The sequence below is a fragment of the Pseudoalteromonas issachenkonii genome, assembly GCF_002310795.1.
GTDB lineage: Bacteria > Pseudomonadota > Gammaproteobacteria > Enterobacterales > Alteromonadaceae > Pseudoalteromonas > Pseudoalteromonas tetraodonis.
The window spans coordinates 487,402-504,663 of the sequence record NZ_CP011030.1 but is presented as its reverse complement, the minus strand read 5'-3'; the positions used below and the strand labels follow the sequence as shown (position 1 = coordinate 504,663).

Sequence of the window (17,262 nt, the reverse complement as noted above, 5' to 3'; positions counted from 1 at the left end):
AGGTAAATAACACTAAACCTTTGCCTTTGCTCACTTTCTCTGTGAACTCTGTGCCCTCTGTGGTGAATAAATCACTAAAAAATCAAACAATGAGCCGCTGCAAGGCTAACTTGAGAAAGCTCTACGTCTACAAAAGATCTGTCTGCGCGGCATAAATCTTCGCCTAAAACAAAAAAGCCGCTGTATCAAACAGCGGCTTTTAATATGATATTCATTAATTAAAAACTAGTGTTCTTCATTAACGATATTGAGATTGTACTTAGGTATTTCAACCACTAAGTCTTCATCTCTAATAATTGCTTGGCAACCTAAGCGCGATTCAGGCTCTAAACCCCATGCTTTATCTAGCATGTCATCTTCTAGATCATCACTTTCATCTAATGAGTCAAAACCTTCACGGATCACTAAATGACACGTTGTACATGCACATGATTTTTCACAGGCATGAGGAATGCTAATGCCATTTTTAAGCGCGATATCAAGTACCGTTTCGCCAGCGGGCGCTTCTATTGCTGCACCGTCAGGACACAACTCCGGATGGGGAAGAAAAACAATTTGTGGCATTCTAATCTCTCTTATATATTGTCTACTGACTGACCCGTTAAGGCTTTTTTAATTGACGCGTCCATTCTGCGCGCGGCAAAATCACTGCTCGCATTATCCATTTTTTCAATGGCCGCTTTAATTTCGCTTGGCTCTTGCGCACTCTCGCGTACTTTCGCAAGTTCGCTTATTTCCACTTTTAGCGTCGCTAATTGCTCAGGCTCAAGTAAATCGCCATCAGCAGCTAATGAGGCTTCCATCGCTTCTATTACACGAAGCGCTTCAACTTGTTGCTCTTTAAGCATACGCGCTTGCATATCGCCTTTAGCGTTACTCATCGACTCTTTAAGCATATTAGCAACTTGGTCGTCAGACAAACCAAACGACGGTTTTACTTGTATTTCTGCTTGAACACCCGTTGATTTTTCCATTGCCGACACGCTTAATAAACCATCAGCGTCTACTTTAAAGGTAACGCGAATATGCGCCGCCCCCGCCGCCATAGGAGGAATGCCTTTTAAGCTAAATTTAGCCAGCGATCGACAATCGTCAACCAGTTCACGTTCACCTTGTAAAACATGCAACGACATAGCCGTTTGACCATCTTTAAACGTAGTAAATTCTTGCGCACGCGCAACCGGAATCGTGGTATTGCGTGGAATGATTTTTTCAACCAAGCCACCCATTGTTTCAAGGCCTAACGACAACGGTAACACATCAAGTAATAACATGTCTGAATCTGGCTTGTTACCAATCAATACGTCAGCTTGAAGCGCAGCACCAAGTGCAACAACACGATCAGGGTCAATTGAAGTGAGTGGCTGTTTATCAAAAAACTCGCCAACTTGAGTACGAACCAACGGCATGCGGGTTGAACCGCCAACCATTACAACTTGTAATACTTCTTGGTTTTCAATACCGGCATCTTTTACTGCACGACGACATGAGCGGAGCGTTTTTTTAACCAGTGGCATAGCGAGCTCATTAAATTTTTCTCGCGTTACTTCAACCATGTATTTTTCATCGTCAAACTCAAGGCCAACATTCACTTTTTCGTATTGGCTGAGTGCTTCTTTACAGGCTTTGGCTTTATTAATGAATAAGCGTAATACCGAAGGAGATAAGCCTGTCACGCCGGTTTCTTGTTTTAGATAATCAACTAATAATGAGTCAAAGTCGTCGCCGCCTAGGCTTGAATCGCCACCGGTGGCCAGCACTTCAAACACGCCTTTATTAAGACGCAGAATAGAAATATCAAAAGTACCGCCCCCTAAATCATAAACGGCGATAATACCTTCTTGCCCCGAATCTAAACCGTAAGCAACGGCAGCGGCAGTAGGCTCGTTTAGTAAGCGCAGTACATTAATACCGGCAAGCTCAGCCGCATCTTTGGTGCTTTGACGCTGTGCATCATCAAAATAGGCTGGTACCGTAATCACTGCCCCTAAAATATCTTGATTACCAAAGCTTTGCTCAGCGCGTACTTTTAATGCATTTAAAATATGACTTGAGGCTTTAACTGGGCTGATCTTTCCCGCAGCCGTTTCGATAGCCAATGCACCATCATCATCGCAAAACTGATAAGGCAGTTGGCCATAGCTTTGTTCTATTTCGGTTTGCGTTTTACCTAAAAAGCGCTTCACTGAAATAAGTGTATTAACCGGATCGAGTGTAGCTGCTTGCATTGCATCATTACCCACGGTAATGCCGCCAGCTTGATAACGAACCACTGAGGGTAACATCGCTTCGCCTGACTCATCAGTAATAGTGCGTGCTTCGCCGCTTTGTACGGTTGCCACTAATGAATTTGTAGTGCCTAAATCAATTCCAATGGCTAATTTGTGTTCATGTGGTGCCGCGCTCTGCCCCGGCTCAGCAATTTGCAATAATGCCATAATGCTCTTTAAACTCGTGTTGCTCGCTTTGCAGCAAGTAATTAATCGTCAAATAAACTGTCTTCAATGCGTTCAAGTTCGTCTTGTAACTTATATACAAATTTTAATTTGCGAATGTTGTCAGCAGCGTGTTGATATTGTTGCTCATCGTTGCTTGCAAGTTGCTCAGCTAATTCGTTGCTATACTGGGCTTTTAATTGCTTTATTTGCGACTCAAAATTAGCAATAGCGATATCTGGATCACTTGCAGAGGGAAGTTCTTCAAGCTCTTCGCGCAGTTCCATTTGTTGCATCAAGAACATGGGATCTTGCAGTGTTTGCTGCTCAGCGCGAATATCAACGCCCAGCTCACTCAACATATATTCAGCACGTTTAACCGGATGCTTAAGTGTTTGTAATGCGTCGTTAATTTCAGCGGTACTTTGTACGGCCATTAATTTATCACGACTGCTGGCATTAGCATGGCGATCAGGGTGTACAGCACGTTGAAGTTCTAAGTAGTGCTTGTTGATCATTGCTAAGTCAATATTGTAGTCAACCGGTATTGCAAATAACTCAAAATAACGCATAACTTCTCACAAATGACAAAGCCCTACATTAACTGGCAGGGCTTATTTATATCTTAAAACAAGTTTGAGCTTAAACGGTAAAGCTTTCGCCACAGCCACACTCATCAGCTTGGTTAGGGTTATTAAATTTAAACCCTTCATTTAAACCTTCTTTAGTGTAGTCGAGCTCGGTGCCGTCGATATAAACTAAGCTTTTAGCGTCAACAATTAAGGTAACGCCTTTGGCCGCAAATGTTTCATCGTCATCGTTTAGCTCATCAACAAACTCTAGAACATAAGCAAGACCTGAACAGCCCGTCGTTTTAATGCCAACTCGCAGGCCAATGCCTTTACCACGGTTTGCTAAAAATGATTGTACGCGGTTTGCTGCCGCATCTGTCAATGTCACTGCCATGAATATCTCTTAGTTTGTATGTTTGCTTTTATAATCTGCAATTGCTGCTTGAATTGCATCTTCGGCTAAAATTGAGCAGTGAATTTTCACTGGTGGTAATTCTAGCTCTGCGCTGATATCGGTATTTTTGATAGTCGCAGCTTCGTCTAATGTTTTGCCTTTAACCCACTCTGTTACCAGCGAAGATGAAGCAATTGCGCTACCACAGCCGTACGTTTTGAATTTTGCATCTTCAATAACGCCTTCCGCCGATACTTTAATTTGCAATTTCATTACGTCACCACATGCTGGTGCGCCTACCATACCCGTTGCCACTGACGGATCATTTTTGTCTAGAGCACCTACGTTACGTGGGTTTTCTACGTGGTCGATTACTTTATCACTGTAAGCCATAATTCTATCCTCACTACCTGCTAGGTATGGGCTCCACTAATTAGTGGTGCGCCCATTCAACTGAATCTAAATCAACACCTTCTTGGTGCATTTCCCAAAGAGGAGACATTTCACGTAAACGGCCAATCGAGTTTTTCATTAGCTCAACGGTGTAATCAATCTCTTCTTCGGTGGTAAAACGGCCAATACTAAAACGAATCGAGCTGTGCGCTAGCTCGTCGTTGCGACCTAATGCACGTAATACGTAAGAAGGCTCTAAACTTGCAGATGTACAGGCTGAACCTGACGATACCGCAATATCTTTAACAGCCATTAATAACGACTCACCTTCAACAAAGTTAAAGCTAATGTTGACAATACCAGGTACTGATTGGTCTTGCGTGCCGTTAAAGTACACTTCGTCCATATCCGTTAAAATGCCGTCGATTAGGCGTTTACGCAACGCACTGATGTGTGCGTGATCTTTTTCAAAATCTTGTTTTGCAATTCTAAATGCTGCACCCATACCCACTAATTGATGAGTTGCTAATGTACCAGAACGCATGCCACGTTCATGGCCGCCACCATGCATTTGTGCTTCTAAACGTGCACGTGGTTTACGACGAACATACAAAGCACCTACGCCTTTAGGGCCGTATACTTTGTGCGCCGAGAATGACATAAAATCTACTTTGGTTTGTTGCACATCGATTAAAACTTTACCCGCGCTTTGTGCCGCATCTACGTGGAACATAATTTTACGTTCGCGACACATTTCACCAATAGTATTGATGTCTTGGATTACACCTAGCTCGTTATTTACATGCATGATACTTACAAGCACGGTGTCGTCACGCATCGTATCTGCTAATTTTTGCAGATCAAGTAGGCCGTTTTCTTCAACGTCCATGTAGGTTACTTCAAACCCTTGACGCTCAAGTTCACGACATGTGTCGATAACGGCTTTGTGTTCAGTTTTAGCGGTAATAACATGCTTACCTTTTTTCTTGTAAAACTGAGCTGCACCTTTAATAGCAAGGTTATTTGATTCTGTTGCACCCGATGTGAATACAATTTCACGTGGGTCTGCATTAATTAAATCAGCAATGTCAGTACGTGCTTGGTCAACGACTTCTTCAGCTTGCCAACCAAAACGGTGTGAACGCGATGCTGGATTACCAAAATTACCGTCCATAGTCAGGCACTGCATCATTTCTTTGGCAACTCGTTCGTCAACGGGCGTAGTTGCTGCGTAATCTAAATAAATCGGTAACTTCATTTCTCTCTCCGCTGCAGGTCAACCTTAAAGTTGACAGCTTACTTGAATATTTTCCAACTGCTTAATTGCATCATTAACGCTGTTTTCTTGGCGAAGAGCGACCGCTTTAACGTCCGACTTTTCGACCAGTTCAGCTAAGGTAATATTATTTAAAAATTCTTCAATTCGTGCGCTTAAGTCTGACCACAATGTATGGGTTAAACAACGCATACCACTTTGACAACCAGTATTGCTTCGCTGACACCGTGTAGCGTCAACAGATTCATCTACCGCATTGATAACATCGCCAACTGAAATTACGTCAGCCTCACGTCCTAGTAAATAGCCCCCACCAGGACCTCGAACAGAACTCACTAGCCCATTCTTACGTAAACGGGCAAACAACTGCTCAAGATAAGACAAAGAAATTTCTTGGCGCTGCGAAATATCTGCAAGCGCTACAGGGCCTATATTTGCATGTAGTGCAACATCCAGCATGGCTGTAACGGCGTATCTGCCTTTTGATGTTAACTTCATAACGCCCCCCGCACAAAAGAGTGCAAATTTTAATTACCAGAGTAGATTAGTCAAGTATTATCCTGATTGGCTAGCCTCGAATGCCAGCCGATAAACTTGTAATACCCGACTGTTTTGGTCAAGTATTGGGTCTATTGTAATTACCTGAGTAATTTAGTCAAGTATTAGTAGAGCAATAAAGGGCGCTATTTATAACTAATTGCTATTTTATAGACTTATTAATTGAGGTAAGAATACCTCGTAATATGTTCATTTCAGCATCTTCAGGGCGAGCACGATTAAACAAGCGACGTAGCTTAGTCATTACCATGCCTGGATGCTGCTTAATGATGAAGCCTGTTTTAAACAAAGTGTCTTCAAGATGTTCGTAAAACAGTTCTGTTTGTTTAGACGATGGGTATAGGGTGTCGTCTTCTTCTTGAACAGCCTTAGGTTGCTGATTTAAAAACGCCATACGCGTTTCATAACATAAGGTTTGCACAGCCATGGCTAAATTAAGTGAGCTGTATTCTGGGTTAGCAGGAATACACACATGGTAATTACACAGTTGTAATTCTTCATTAGTTAAGCCACTGTTTTCACGGCCAAACACAAGCGCCACAGGGCCGTTTACGGCTTCGCCAACAAGCTTTTCACCACATTCTCTCGGCTCTACCATAGGCCACGACAATGTACGCGAGCGGGCGCTAGTACCAATCGTTAATGCACAGTCAGCAATCGCATCTGCAACGCTATCAACAATAACAGCATTACCTAGTACATCAGTCGCACCTGCAGCAAGCGCACTAGCATGACTGTCTATTTCACAGGCTGGATCGACAAGGTATAACTTTGATAATCCCATGGTTTTCATGGCGCGCGCCGCTGAACCAATGTTACCAGAGTGTGATGTGTTAACTAAAACGATGCGAATATCATCTAAGATCATTACAGTGCTACTTATCGAGTACAAAAAAATTGCGCAAATTCTAGCATGAAAACGCGCTGAGATCCTATATTCAATAGTCGAGATCTAAAAGATCAGTTCGGGGTTCGGGGTTCGGGGTTCGGGGTTCTCGGGGTTCGGCAGGATTGTGTTTGGGATTAATTAAAAAGCAATTCGTCATTTATTTATTCATCACCTAACCCTGATCTGCTTTAATCAAACAGGACACTTTAATAATGGAATATAATCCAATTATTGAGGTGTTAAATGACAAAACGAACAAACAGAAGTTACACAGCAGAATTTAAACAAGAAGCTGTGGCATTGGTAACCGAGCAAGGTTACAGCGTACCTAAGGCAGCAGCGTCTTTAGGTATCACAGATAAATTACTTTATAACTGGAAAGCTAAAGTTGAAGCAGAACAATCTGGTGCCAGTTTGAATGCTGATGAGCGGGCTGAGCTGTTAAGGCTTCGCAAGGAAAATAAAGAGCTAAGGATGGAAAAAGAAATTTTAAAAAAGGCCAGCGCCCTCCTGCTAAAAGAAACCAAGTAACGTTTAAAACGATTAAGCAGTTATCCTCGGTGTTTCCCGTGGTTAAGCTCTGCAAAGTGATGAAAGTAAGCCGCAGTGCTTATTATGCTTGGCTTAAGCGGCCAGCAAAAGTAATTACTGTAGAGCAGCTTAATTTATATCGAAAGGCCAAGTATTTCTTCAAGAAAAGCAGAAATAGCTTAGGCTACCGAGAGCTTAGAAAGAAGTTACGCAGTGAGGGCTTTAGCGTCAGTGATTATGTCGTTCAGAAATTAATGGCAACACTTGGTTTAGTCGTTACTCAACGAGTGGCATACAAGGTAACAACCAAGCGTAAACACAGTGATGCCGTTGCTGATAATCTTTTGAATCAGAACTTTAATCCTATTGCGCCAAATCAGGTGTGGGCTGGTGATGTGACTTATCTAAGAACTGGCGAAGGTTGGATGTATCTGGCTATCGTCATGGACTTATATTCACGTCGTATTGTTGGTTGGCATATTGATAAACGCATGACGACTGACTTAGTTAGCAAGGCGATGATGAAAGCTTATAACTTACGGCAGCCACCAAAAAGCTTGGTTTTTCACAGTGATAGAGGTTCACAGTACACCAGTAAACAATATCGACAATTACTATGGAGTTATGGCTTCAGAGCCAGTATGGGCGATGTCGGTGCGTGTTGGGATAATGCGGTTGTTGAACGATTCTTCGGCAGCTTAAAACATGATTGGCTGTTGAAAGTTCCGCAACCAACTCGTGAGCATATGAGAAATGATGTGGCAGCGTATATGCGCTATTACAACTTAGAGCGACTTCATACTGCTCATGGTGATCTATCGCCAGTAAAGTATGAGCAAAGTTCCTTAAAAAAAGTGTCCTGATTTAGTTGTGCAGAACAAAATCTGCTGCCATTACAGATGCAGAGCTGAGTGAGGCTGAAACGATTGCAGCAATAGCAAGTACGTGTTTTTTCATTTTCATTGTGTATCTCCTAAATTAATTATTTAGAAAGCTCTATAGTGAGCCCTCTTTTTTAAAGCAAGGAGATTATGTAAGGGTTTCCAAATGTTAAAAACGCTATTGTTGTTAAATCTATTTTGTTAAAAATGAAATAATAAAATTAAACTAATTCTTATTTACAGTGATTACATAAGCTTTAATTAGGTGTATTCACTATTATTTAATATGCTCGTTAATTGCAAAAAGTGAAAAAGAGTTTTGTGTTTTCAACTATCAATTATTCACGTTGTTTTAAATATAGTAGGCCACGTCATAGCAAATATGCTTTGCACCTCTAAAATTAAATACAAGGTAATAGCAATATGAAAGCACATAAAAAATTGAAAATAGCCACTGCTCTAAGTGCAGTACTTACACTTTCTGCTGGTGTTAACGCGGCCGATCAAGTACCTACTTCAAAGTGGGGGGCCGATGATGAAATTGGCGCAATGAATTACATTACTCCAAGCTCTGTATTAACAGCATCAAAATTAATAAAACAAGGTAAAGTGTACGGTTTAGGCATGGCGGTAAATAAAGATACCCCAGCGTTTCGTCACCGTTACTTTGAAGTTCATACGTCGCAGCCTGAACCTAAAACATTTGGTACAATAGATTTACTTATGTCGATGACCAAATTATTGGCTGGACTGGTGTAGGCTCTCAAATTAATGGCCTAGCGCACTATGGCCGCGACAACGTTCATTATAATGGCCATAAAGTATCTGATTTTATGACTGTAACAAGCGTTAAAAAACTCGGTCTAGAGAAAGTCCCACCAATGGTTTCTCGTGGTGTATTATTAGATATGCGTCCTTATTTTAACCAAGATATAGTGAGCGAAGGTACCACCTTTAATAAAAAAGAAATTGACGCAGTAGCCAAACAACAAGGCGTAGATATTCAGAAAGGCGATGTTGTTTTATTTTGTACCGGTTGGTCTGACTTAATGGGTAAAGATAACGAACGTTACCTTGCGGGCGGCCCAGGTATTGATGTTGAAGGTGGTCAGTACCTTGCCGAAAAAGGCGTTATTGCAGTAGGTGCCGATAACTGGTCATCTGAAGCCGTTCCGCATGAAGACCCTAGTCTTTCATTTCCTGTAAACCAAATGATGGCCACTCATTACGGCGTGCACGTGCTTGAAAACATTTTGTGTGACGACCTAGCAAAAGATCAAGCATGGGAATTTATGTTCGTACTTGGCCACCCTCTATACGAAGGCTCTACTCAGGTGCAAATTAACCCTATCGCTATTTTGTAACACCCATTTAGGCATAGTTATTTAACGGCAAACGAGGTCAACCACTCCTTGTTTGCCGTTTTTTTGTGGCTTCCCTTCCCCCATTTATACTAGCCAATACCCCATACTCTGAACCCGCATAAAACCTGCCGTTTTAATTGTTCTATTAAACCCACTACTGGGCCCCGTATTATATTAAAAATAACAAGCCAATATTTTTACTTTTGCATTTTTAACAAAATTGTTTTGAGAAATACGCTGTGTTTCTTCTCCTTAAATTAGATGAAAATTACCCCACATTAATTATTTGAGGAACTACAAATGCCTTTAGCATTATTGGCGCTTACACTAAGCGCATTCGCTATAGGAACAACTGAGTTTGTAATTGTTGGCTTAGTACCAACTATTGCAGCAGACTTAGGTGTTTCACTACCATCAGCAGGCTTATTAGTCAGCTTATACGCACTCGGTGTCGCTATTGGAGCGCCAGTGCTAACAGCATTAACCGGTCGTTGGAATCGTAAATCTGTTTTATTAGTTTTAATGGCTTTATTTGTCGCAGGTAACCTACTTGCTTGGCAAGCCCCAAGTTATGAAACCCTAATAGTAGCCCGAATCCTAACAGGATTGGCTCATGGTGTGTTTTTCTCTATTGGTTCAACCATTGCAACGAGCTTAGTTGCTAAAGAAAAAGAAGCCAGCGCAATCGCAATCATGTTTACAGGCTTAACCGTAGCCTTAGTGACCGGTGTGCCTTTAGGTACGTGGATTGGGCAAGAGCTGGGCTGGAGAGCAACATTTTTAATCGTTTCTATATTGGGCTTAATCGCACTTATTGGTAGCGCGATTCTTGTACCATCAAACTTAAAAAAAGCGGTACCGGCAAAAATCTCAGAGCAACTAAAAGTGCTAACACAGCCTAGATTACTTTTAGTTTACGCTATTACAGCTGTTGGCTACGGCGGCACTTTCGTAGCCTTTACCTATTTAGCCCCAATTTTAGAGCAGGTTTCTGGTTTCGAATCCAGTTCAATTGGCTTAATTATGCTTGTTTATGGAGTTTCAGTAGCAATAGGCAATATTTGGGGTGGAAAACTAGCTGACCGCATGGGGCCAGTAAAAGCGTTAACAGGTATTTTTAGCGCACTCGCTATCATTCTTTTTGTATTTACATTTACAGCTGGTAATCAAATTGGCGCTGTTTTAACACTACTTATCTGGGGCGCCTTCGCTTTTGGTAACGTACCAGGTCTGCAAGTCTATGTTGTGCAGCTAGCACAAAAACATACGCCTAATGCTGTAGATGTTGCATCAGGTTTAAATATAGCGGCCTTTAATGTCGGTATTGCAATTGGCTCAATCATTGGCGGTGTTGTTGTAGAAGACATGGAGTTAATGGACACCCCTTGGGTGGGCGCATCAATTGTTATATTTGCCATTGTATTAACACGACTATCGGGTTTTCTAGATTCACGCGAACAAGTGAAAGCTATTTAAATTTAATCCCGAATTTTTTCTTCGAAAGAGGCTGATTATGACTATTGATAAATTAAAAAACTTGGGCTTTTCAATTGGTGTTGAACTGCCACTAGACAATGACTGGTCAAGAGATGGCCAACAAAAACGAATTAAAGAAGGCAAGCCTTTTGGTGTGCCTGATATGTCACAGCATAAAGAGCGCATTATATTAGCCGATGAGCTTGGCTTTAGTACTGCATGGGTAAGAGACGTGCCACTGTACGACCCTAACTTTGGCGATGCTGCACAAGTATTTGAAGCGTTTACATACTTAGGCTACCTAGCGGGTATTACAAACAATATTTTACTAGGTACTGCGGCTATTGTTCTGCCATTAAGACAGCCTTGGCTTGTGAAAAAATCAGCGAACACAATGGCTGAGCTAAGCAACAACCGCTTAATTTTAGGTGTAGCAAGTGGTGATAGACCCTCAGAATATCCTTTATTTAATGTTGATTACGCCGCTCGTGGCCAGCTTTTTAGAGAAGCTATTGAGGTGTTAAAGGATGAGTCTGACTCTAAATTACAACCAGGGCAAAAAATATACCCTCAAGTAGCGCAATACCCTATTTACGCCGCAGGCCTTGCACAACAATCGCCGCAATTTATAGGTGAAAACCTCGATGGATGGTTAGCGTATCCAGGTACACCTGACGATCATGTAAAACGTGTAGCTCTATGGCGAAGCGTTGCAGGTGACAAACCTTATGTAAGCTTTATTCATTTAGATTTTGTAGACAACCCAGACGCACCCATTGAGAGACACCACTTTGGGGTTAGAACCGGAGTCAATGGCTTAATAAAAGAGCTAAACAGCATGAAGGCTGCTGGCGTAGATCATATTGGCCTTCATTTTAGACGCAATGAAATAAATATCGAACAAAGCATGGAAGACATAGCAAAAAATGTCTTACCCGTTTTTCATAAATAAAGGATAACTAATGAACATAAATTTAAACACTATGCCAAAATTAGGTATGGGTACTTTTCGCTTAGAAGACGAAGTGGCTTACAACTCTGTAAAAATGGCGTTAGAAGTTGGGTATAAGCATATAGATACTGCACAAATTTATGGCAACGAAGCGCAAGTAGGCCAAGCTATTAGCGACAGCGGCATACCTAGAGCCGATATTTTTATTACTACAAAAGTATGGAATGCTAACTTAAACAAAGCATCATTCATTGATAGTGTTAAAGAAAGCCTAAGTAAACTGCAAACTGATTATGTAGATTTGTTATTGATACACTGGCCATCTCCAGAGAACGATGAACCGATGGAAGAATATTTAGGTGAGCTAGTTAAAGCTAAAGAGCTAGGCCTTGCTAAAAATATTGGCGTATCAAATTTCACTATTGATTTGCTTAAACAGGCTATGGCTATTTTGCCTAACGGTGAAATTTTTACTAACCAAGTAGAAGTACACCCTTACTTAACAAACGAGTCATTACGCGGATTTTGCAGTGAAAATAACATTCATGTGACAGGTTATATGCCATTTGCTGTTGGTAAAGTTCTCAAAGATAAAACCATTATTGAGATTGCCAATAGTCATAATAAGGCGCCTTCTGAGGTTGTTATTGCATGGGCACTTGCGAATGGATTAACAACGATTCCTTCATCAACTAAAAGAAGTAATCTGATTACAAATTTAGCTGGCCCTGATTTAACACTTAGTGCTAAAGAAATAACCGCAATTGATCAATTAAATAAAAACGATCGCCAAGCATCACCTGACTTTTCTCCACAGTGGGATAACTAAAATGAACAGCTGCGATTTAGCGTGGCAGTTTGAAGAGGCAGGCTCACCCCTGCTTCTATCTTCAATTGCGCCACCTTTAAACATAAACGAAAATGAAATTGTTGTTTTAAATAAAGCAATGGGTATAAACCCTGTTGATTGGAAATTTATAAAAGCCAATCCACTAGCTTGGCCGCCCGGTTTTACACCCGGTGTGGATGGCGCTGGAATTGTTATTGAAACAGGCGCAAGCGTACCTAAAGAGTTTATAGGCAGCTCGGTTTGTTATCATCAATCGCTGCTTTTACCTGGCAGTTTTGCAACATACACAGTGTTAAAATTTCAACGAGTAATGAGACTCCCGCAAAGCTTTTCTTTATCTAAAGCTGCAAGCTTACCGTGCCCCATGCTCACTGCAATACAGGCATTTAATAAATTGCCAAGCATGCAAAATAAAAAGGTGTTGGTCTCTGGTTTTGGTGCAGTCACCAAAATCCTTATACAGCTGCTTCATAAAAATGGCGTTAAAATCGATTTACTCAGCCCAAGTGCGAATAAAACAGAGGCCTTATCACTTGGTGTAAATAAAGTACTGAGGGAGCAAAGCCAATGCCAGCAACAATACCACGCCGTATTTGATGCTAAAGGCCAACAAAGTGCTACTAAACTTGCATGCTACCTTAAAGCTAACGGCCACTTAGTCTGTATTCAGGATAGAATTGAGGAACCGCTGTTTCCTGCATTTACCAACTCAATCTCTTATCATGAAGTTGCTCTTGGCGCGTTGCACAACTATGGCGATGAGCAAGACTGGGCTGAACTCATAAAAGAGGGTGAGGCATTAATAAACCAGTTAGATAACCAAACTCTAATCACTGATACACCGAAAGTATTTCCATTTGAAAAACTTAATGAGGCACTTATTTTTAGTGAACAATCAAACGCTAAAACCGTAGTTAGCCAAAGTGCGTTATAACGCTTGTTTATGGAGCTCGCTTTAAATCGCGAACTCCATAAATCACATCCAAACTAAGCCTAGTAATTTAAACTTTTTTATTCGCTTTCACATTTTGCGCTTGCTCAAATATTTCTTTGTACACTTCATCGCGGCTCATTGGTGGGTATTTAAATTTAGCGAGTATTAAAATCAGCTCTACTTTTAAAGCTGATTTAATATCGTCGCGGTGGTTCCAATCTACAAATTTTACCTTGTCGTCTACAATTACTTTTACCGCTTGGGCAAGCTCAATGAGCTTATCTTCGGGGTAGTCAAAGTCGTACTTAACCGCTAACATTTTTAGGGCGTCGTAAAAGCCTTTTTCTTCAATATCAATACCTAGCTCATCGCCGGCGTTCATTTCGTCGCGTACGCTGTAAATCATATCAACCATGCTTTCTATTAAGTTTAAAGCTGCTTTACAAAAACAACTGAGTATTAAGCCTCTCTTTAAGAAAGTTAATGAAAGAGCTAACACGACTAGACACTACGGAATTCTTGTAATATACAGCGTTAATTGATTGCATAGACTCAATTGTCACATCAGCAAAAAGTTGAACTAATTCTGAGTTTTGTCTTTCTGTTGCTGTCATAAAATCTGACAAACAAGCAATACCAACTCCATCTAGTGCAAGTTTTTTTACTGTTTCTCCGCTTGAGGCTTTTATATTAGTGTTCACATGAAATAGCTTTTTTTCGGAATCTAATATAGGCCAGTAGTTTAATTTTTCTAGATTGCTGAAACCAATTAGAGAATGGTTTTTTAAATCCTGGATTGAGGTTGGTACACCATGCCGGCTAAGGTAATTTGGGCTTGCTAAAATGCGTATTTGACTTTTGGCTATAAGCGCAGCGTGCAGTGTCGAATCTTGTAACTCACCAATACGAATTGCGACATCAGTGCGCTTTTCTAAAAGATCTATTACTTGATCATTATTGTTGAGCTCTAATTGTATGTGGGGATATTTGTGAACGAACTCTTTAATTAGAGGTGCGATAACATTTAGCATAAATGGTGTTGCTGCATCTACACGTAACCTACCTGAAGGCATCCCTTTTTTTAAAGCCAACATTTCTTCAGCCTCATTGATATCATCGAGGATTTTTCTAACTTTTTCTAGATAGGCTTGTCCTTCAATCGTTAGCTCCATTTTGCGTGTTGTTCTACTTATCAATGTTGTACCTAACTTTTCTTCAAGCCTAGATAAACTCCGGCTTACTGCAGAAACTGTTAAGTCTAACTTATCAGCGGCGTGACTAATGGTTCCACAATCAATTACCGCAACAAAGGTATTTAATTCGTCTAAAGTAGCTTTCATTGTTGATAATAATTCAAATATAATTTTACTTACTGTGCCTTAATGTAAATAAAATTACCAGCTAATATGTATGTCTTATTTATACTAAATAACTATACGAGGTAATGATTATGGCAGTACCATCTTTCGGAGTGGGTACATTTAGGTTAACAGGTGATGTTGTTATTGAATCAGTAAGCAATGCGATAGAGCTTGGCTACAGAGCTATTGACACCGCCCAAATATATCAGAATGAAAGTGATATTGGTAAAGCACTAAAACGTGCAGATATAAATAGGAGTGACTTATATATAACTACTAAAGTGTGGGTAGACAATTACGAAAGAGATAAGCTGATTCAAAGTGTCAAAGAGAGCATTACAAAACTCGGGGTTGAATATCTGGATCTTGTTCTTATTCATTGGCCAGCACCTACAAGCAACGTTGCAATTGAAGAGTACCTCTTAGCCTTAGCTGAAGCTAAACGTTTAGGATTAACAAAAGAAATTGGCGTATCAAATTTTACTATTGAACTTATCGATAAAGCTGTTGATATTTTGGGCGCAGAAAATATTGCTACAAACCAAATAGAACTAAGCCCTTACTTACAGAATAATAAGCTCGTAGATCATATGAAAACTTTAGGTATAAAGGTTACTTCATACATGACACTGGCATATGGCAGTGTATTAAATGACTCTACTATTAATGACTTAGCATCAGAGTTACAAATCACACCCGCTCAGCTTACATTAGCTTGGGCATTACATAAGGGTTATGCCGTTATTCCATCTTCCACAAAACGAGAGAATTTAGCAAGTAACTTGCAGGCGCTGAAAATTGTTTTGGATGAGAAAACGGTTCAGCTCATTGATAACTTGGAAAGAGATGGCCGACTAGTTAACCCAGAAGGGCTAGCACCAGAGTGGGATATATAAGATGCAAAAAATTAAAACTCTTTCATTATCAATTTTAGTCAGTTTTAATGCTTTGGCTAATGATTGGACTTCCTCAGAATTTGGCCAGAACGATGAAATTGGAGCTGCTAATTTATTAACTTCAAGTTTAGTAAAGCAAGCGGTAGATCTCGTTAGCACTGGTAAAGTTTACTCTTTAGCTGTTCCCGTTAGTAAAGATTTACCCGCTTTTAGACATAGATCTTTCAACCTTTACAATGTACAACCTGAAGGTCAAGCAGGTAAAACATTGGGTGTAAATAAATTTACATTTAATGATGAGCTTGTAAATGGATGGACTGGAATTGGGACTCAGCTAAACGGTATTGGCCATATAGGTATTGATAATGTTTACTATAATGGTAATAAAGCTGAAGATTTTGTCACTGTTGAAGGTGTAACTAAATTAGGTATAGAAAAAGTACCACCTATAGTAACGCGAGGAGTCGTTTTAGATATGACATCTCACTTTAATACCCCGGTGGTTGATGGAGGTACTGTCATTACAGTTAAAGATATTAAAGCGGTACTAGCCAAGCAGAAGATAACTATCAATGAAGGCGATGTTGTTTTATTTAATACCGGATGGTTAAACCTTATTGGCAAAGATAATAAAAAATTTTTAGAGACTGAGCCTGGTATCGATATGGAAGCAGCTGCTTGGCTAGCTAATAAGAAGATTGTAGCGTTTGGTGGTGATACTTGGGCTTCTGAGGTTTACCCTAACCCTAAGGGGCTAGAATTTCCTGTCAATCAGTTCATGTTAGCTAAGAAAGGGATTTATAACCTTGAATTGATAGATACAAGAGAGCTACTAAAAGACGGTATTTTCGAATTTTTATTCGTACTTGGTCATCCTCTATATAAAGGATCGACCCAAGTTAATATAAACCCAATCGCTATAAGGTGAAATATATGTCAAAATTCTTTGCAGAAAAGTTCGTTACTGTCTCATATGACGGTTTAGTTGCTACAAATAAATATAATACTGATGCCTCTCAAGTTGAATATGAGATTATTGAAGGACCAGGTAAGGGCTCAAAGGGAAAATCTTCATGTGAGTGGAACGAGGTATCTGAAGGCGTATATTTAATCTCGTGGCAAGAAGATTCGGGAGCCACAGTGGTTCATTTAGATGACTTTAAAAAGGGTACATCAATGACTTTTTTCTCAACGGCTAATAATGAGTTTTATAGGCTTAAAGGTACACTCGTAGTGAAAGATAATGGCTTATCGAGCTAAGCTCGATAAGGACACATATTCTATTTAGATACTATGATTTTACCGAAGCTAAATAAACAGCCACATCTATTGATGTGGCTGTTTATTAATATTTTTTTATATTTACTTTAACCTAGATGGCTAGCTATAGCTTCCATTCATTAAACTTTTAACCCTAAAATGTATGTCATCAATTGCTAACTATGGCTAGATTAAAAACAATGACAATTATTTTCTTTAAGGAATCTCTATCTTAAATTT

At 40.2% G+C, this 17,262-nt stretch carries 20 protein-coding genes; 10 read left to right on the top strand and 10 right to left on the bottom strand.

The annotated features are described in order from the left end of the window. Positions 1-225: 225 nt before the first annotated feature. From fdx to trmJ, 8 genes are all read right to left on the bottom strand, one after another. Complete coding sequence (gene fdx, locus PISS_RS02330; RefSeq protein ID WP_008113929.1) at positions 226-564, bottom strand: ISC system 2Fe-2S type ferredoxin; 339 nt, start codon at positions 562-564, stop codon at positions 226-228. An 11-nt stretch (positions 565-575) separates the two neighbouring features. Further along, positions 576-2,438 carry a Fe-S protein assembly chaperone HscA gene (hscA, locus tag PISS_RS02325; RefSeq protein ID WP_024602640.1) on the bottom strand — a complete coding sequence of 621 codons (1,863 nt, stop codon included), beginning with the start codon at positions 2,436-2,438 and terminating at the stop codon, positions 576-578. Positions 2,439-2,479: 41 nt separating this feature from the next. Continuing rightward, the gene (hscB, locus tag PISS_RS02320) at positions 2,480-3,007 is read right to left on the bottom strand and encodes a co-chaperone HscB (protein WP_008113925.1); all 528 of its coding nucleotides are present in this window, start codon (positions 3,005-3,007) and stop codon (positions 2,480-2,482) included. Positions 3,008-3,077: 70 nt separating this feature from the next. Then, positions 3,078-3,401, bottom strand: a complete 324-nt coding sequence (gene iscA / locus PISS_RS02315; RefSeq protein ID WP_008113924.1) for an iron-sulfur cluster assembly protein IscA — start codon at positions 3,399-3,401, stop codon at positions 3,078-3,080. Positions 3,402-3,410: 9 nt separating this feature from the next. Next, positions 3,411-3,794, bottom strand: a complete 384-nt coding sequence (gene iscU / locus PISS_RS02310) for a Fe-S cluster assembly scaffold IscU (RefSeq protein WP_008113923.1) — start codon at positions 3,792-3,794, stop codon at positions 3,411-3,413. A 40-nt stretch (positions 3,795-3,834) separates the two neighbouring features. After that, positions 3,835-5,052 (bottom strand): IscS subfamily cysteine desulfurase, encoded by a 1,218-nt coding sequence (locus tag PISS_RS02305; RefSeq protein WP_008113922.1) that lies wholly within the window; start codon positions 5,050-5,052, stop codon positions 3,835-3,837. A gap of 24 nt (positions 5,053-5,076) precedes the next feature. Further along, positions 5,077-5,568, bottom strand: coding sequence for a Fe-S cluster assembly transcriptional regulator IscR (gene iscR / locus PISS_RS02300; protein WP_008113921.1), 492 nt, complete (start codon positions 5,566-5,568; stop codon positions 5,077-5,079). 202 nt (positions 5,569-5,770) lie between these two features. Next, a complete protein-coding gene (gene trmJ / locus PISS_RS02295; RefSeq protein ID WP_013463999.1) occupies positions 5,771-6,496 on the bottom strand; it encodes a tRNA (cytosine(32)/uridine(32)-2'-O)-methyltransferase TrmJ in 726 nt (241 codons plus the stop codon). 264 nt (positions 6,497-6,760) lie between these two features. Here trmJ and PISS_RS02290 point away from each other — a divergent pair. The 7 genes from PISS_RS02290 (at position 6,761) to PISS_RS02265 (ending at position 13,505) form a co-directional block, all read left to right on the top strand. Further along, positions 6,761-7,911, top strand: a protein-coding gene (locus PISS_RS02290) for an IS3 family transposase (protein WP_096040824.1) whose coding sequence is annotated in 2 segments (ribosomal slippage) — positions 6,761-7,031 and positions 7,031-7,911 — 1,152 coding nt in all. Because the reading frame shifts where the segments join, the coding sequence is not laid out codon by codon here. 441 nt (positions 7,912-8,352) lie between these two features. Beyond that, on the top strand, positions 8,353-8,688 hold the full coding sequence (locus tag PISS_RS18990) for a hypothetical protein (protein WP_232311333.1): 336 nt from the start codon (positions 8,353-8,355) through the stop codon (positions 8,686-8,688). Then, positions 8,631-9,293 (top strand): cyclase family protein, encoded by a 663-nt coding sequence (locus tag PISS_RS18985; RefSeq protein ID WP_335337941.1) that lies wholly within the window; start codon positions 8,631-8,633, stop codon positions 9,291-9,293. Before PISS_RS18990 ends, PISS_RS18985 begins: the two co-directional genes overlap by 58 nt. A 300-nt stretch (positions 9,294-9,593) precedes the next feature. Continuing rightward, positions 9,594-10,769: an MFS transporter gene (locus PISS_RS02280; protein WP_058154130.1), complete on the top strand. Its 1,176-nt coding sequence runs from the start codon at positions 9,594-9,596 to the stop codon at positions 10,767-10,769. Positions 10,770-10,806: 37 nt separating this feature from the next. Next, a complete protein-coding gene (locus PISS_RS02275) occupies positions 10,807-11,721 on the top strand; it encodes a TIGR03571 family LLM class oxidoreductase (RefSeq protein WP_058154129.1) in 915 nt (304 codons plus the stop codon). Positions 11,722-11,731: 10 nt separating this feature from the next. After that, complete coding sequence (gene dkgB / locus PISS_RS02270; protein WP_058154128.1) at positions 11,732-12,550, top strand: 2,5-didehydrogluconate reductase DkgB; 819 nt, start codon at positions 11,732-11,734, stop codon at positions 12,548-12,550. A 1-nt stretch (position 12,551) separates the two neighbouring features. Next, positions 12,552-13,505: an alcohol dehydrogenase catalytic domain-containing protein gene (locus PISS_RS02265; protein WP_058154127.1), complete on the top strand. Its 954-nt coding sequence runs from the start codon at positions 12,552-12,554 to the stop codon at positions 13,503-13,505. A 67-nt stretch (positions 13,506-13,572) separates the two neighbouring features. On the opposite strand, the gene PISS_RS02260 is transcribed toward PISS_RS02265, so the two are convergent. Both PISS_RS02260 and PISS_RS02255 read right to left on the bottom strand, forming a co-directional pair. Next, positions 13,573-14,004: a type I restriction enzyme endonuclease domain-containing protein gene (locus PISS_RS02260; RefSeq protein WP_257720498.1), complete on the bottom strand. Its 432-nt coding sequence runs from the start codon at positions 14,002-14,004 to the stop codon at positions 13,573-13,575. Then, positions 13,946-14,845 (bottom strand): LysR family transcriptional regulator, encoded by a 900-nt coding sequence (locus PISS_RS02255; protein ID WP_016899542.1) that lies wholly within the window; start codon positions 14,843-14,845, stop codon positions 13,946-13,948. Before PISS_RS02255 ends, PISS_RS02260 begins: the two co-directional genes overlap by 59 nt. Before the next feature lie 110 nt (positions 14,846-14,955). Between PISS_RS02255 and dkgB (PISS_RS02250) the strand changes: the two genes are divergently transcribed. Genes dkgB (PISS_RS02250) through PISS_RS02240 form a run of 3 tightly spaced genes read left to right on the top strand, consistent with a single transcriptional unit; the run spans position 14,956 to position 17,022 of the window. Next, positions 14,956-15,762, top strand: coding sequence for a 2,5-didehydrogluconate reductase DkgB (gene dkgB / locus PISS_RS02250; RefSeq protein WP_029609932.1), 807 nt, complete (start codon positions 14,956-14,958; stop codon positions 15,760-15,762). 1 nt (position 15,763) lies between these two features. Further along, positions 15,764-16,690 (top strand): cyclase family protein, encoded by a 927-nt coding sequence (locus PISS_RS02245; RefSeq protein ID WP_016899540.1) that lies wholly within the window; start codon positions 15,764-15,766, stop codon positions 16,688-16,690. Between the two features lie 5 nt (positions 16,691-16,695). Further along, positions 16,696-17,022 (top strand): MoaF-related domain-containing protein, encoded by a 327-nt coding sequence (locus PISS_RS02240; protein ID WP_016899539.1) that lies wholly within the window; start codon positions 16,696-16,698, stop codon positions 17,020-17,022. Positions 17,023-17,262: the final 240 nt, after the last annotated feature.

Coding starts and splice junctions, on each gene's coding strand:
- fdx (WP_008113929.1), bottom strand. CDS start 564: ATGCCACAAATTGTTTTTCTTCCCCATCCGGAGTTGTGTCCTGACGGT.
- hscA (WP_024602640.1), bottom strand. CDS start 2,438: ATGGCATTATTGCAAATTGCTGAGCCGGGGCAGAGCGCGGCACCACAT.
- hscB (WP_008113925.1), bottom strand. CDS start 3,007: ATGCGTTATTTTGAGTTATTTGCAATACCGGTTGACTACAATATTGAC.
- iscA (WP_008113924.1), bottom strand. CDS start 3,401: ATGGCAGTGACATTGACAGATGCGGCAGCAAACCGCGTACAATCATTT.
- iscU (WP_008113923.1), bottom strand. CDS start 3,794: ATGGCTTACAGTGATAAAGTAATCGACCACGTAGAAAACCCACGTAAC.
- PISS_RS02305 (WP_008113922.1), bottom strand. CDS start 5,052: ATGAAGTTACCGATTTATTTAGATTACGCAGCAACTACGCCCGTTGAC.
- iscR (WP_008113921.1), bottom strand. CDS start 5,568: ATGAAGTTAACATCAAAAGGCAGATACGCCGTTACAGCCATGCTGGAT.
- trmJ (WP_013463999.1), bottom strand. CDS start 6,496: ATGATCTTAGATGATATTCGCATCGTTTTAGTTAACACATCACACTCT.
- PISS_RS18990 (WP_232311333.1), top strand. CDS start 8,353: ATGAAAGCACATAAAAAATTGAAAATAGCCACTGCTCTAAGTGCAGTA.
- PISS_RS02280 (WP_058154130.1), top strand. CDS start 9,594: ATGCCTTTAGCATTATTGGCGCTTACACTAAGCGCATTCGCTATAGGA.
- PISS_RS02275 (WP_058154129.1), top strand. CDS start 10,807: ATGACTATTGATAAATTAAAAAACTTGGGCTTTTCAATTGGTGTTGAA.
- dkgB (WP_058154128.1), top strand. CDS start 11,732: ATGAACATAAATTTAAACACTATGCCAAAATTAGGTATGGGTACTTTT.
- PISS_RS02265 (WP_058154127.1), top strand. CDS start 12,552: ATGAACAGCTGCGATTTAGCGTGGCAGTTTGAAGAGGCAGGCTCACCC.
- PISS_RS02255 (WP_016899542.1), bottom strand. CDS start 14,845: ATGAAAGCTACTTTAGACGAATTAAATACCTTTGTTGCGGTAATTGAT.
- dkgB (WP_029609932.1), top strand. CDS start 14,956: ATGGCAGTACCATCTTTCGGAGTGGGTACATTTAGGTTAACAGGTGAT.
- PISS_RS02245 (WP_016899540.1), top strand. CDS start 15,764: ATGCAAAAAATTAAAACTCTTTCATTATCAATTTTAGTCAGTTTTAAT.
- PISS_RS02240 (WP_016899539.1), top strand. CDS start 16,696: ATGTCAAAATTCTTTGCAGAAAAGTTCGTTACTGTCTCATATGACGGT.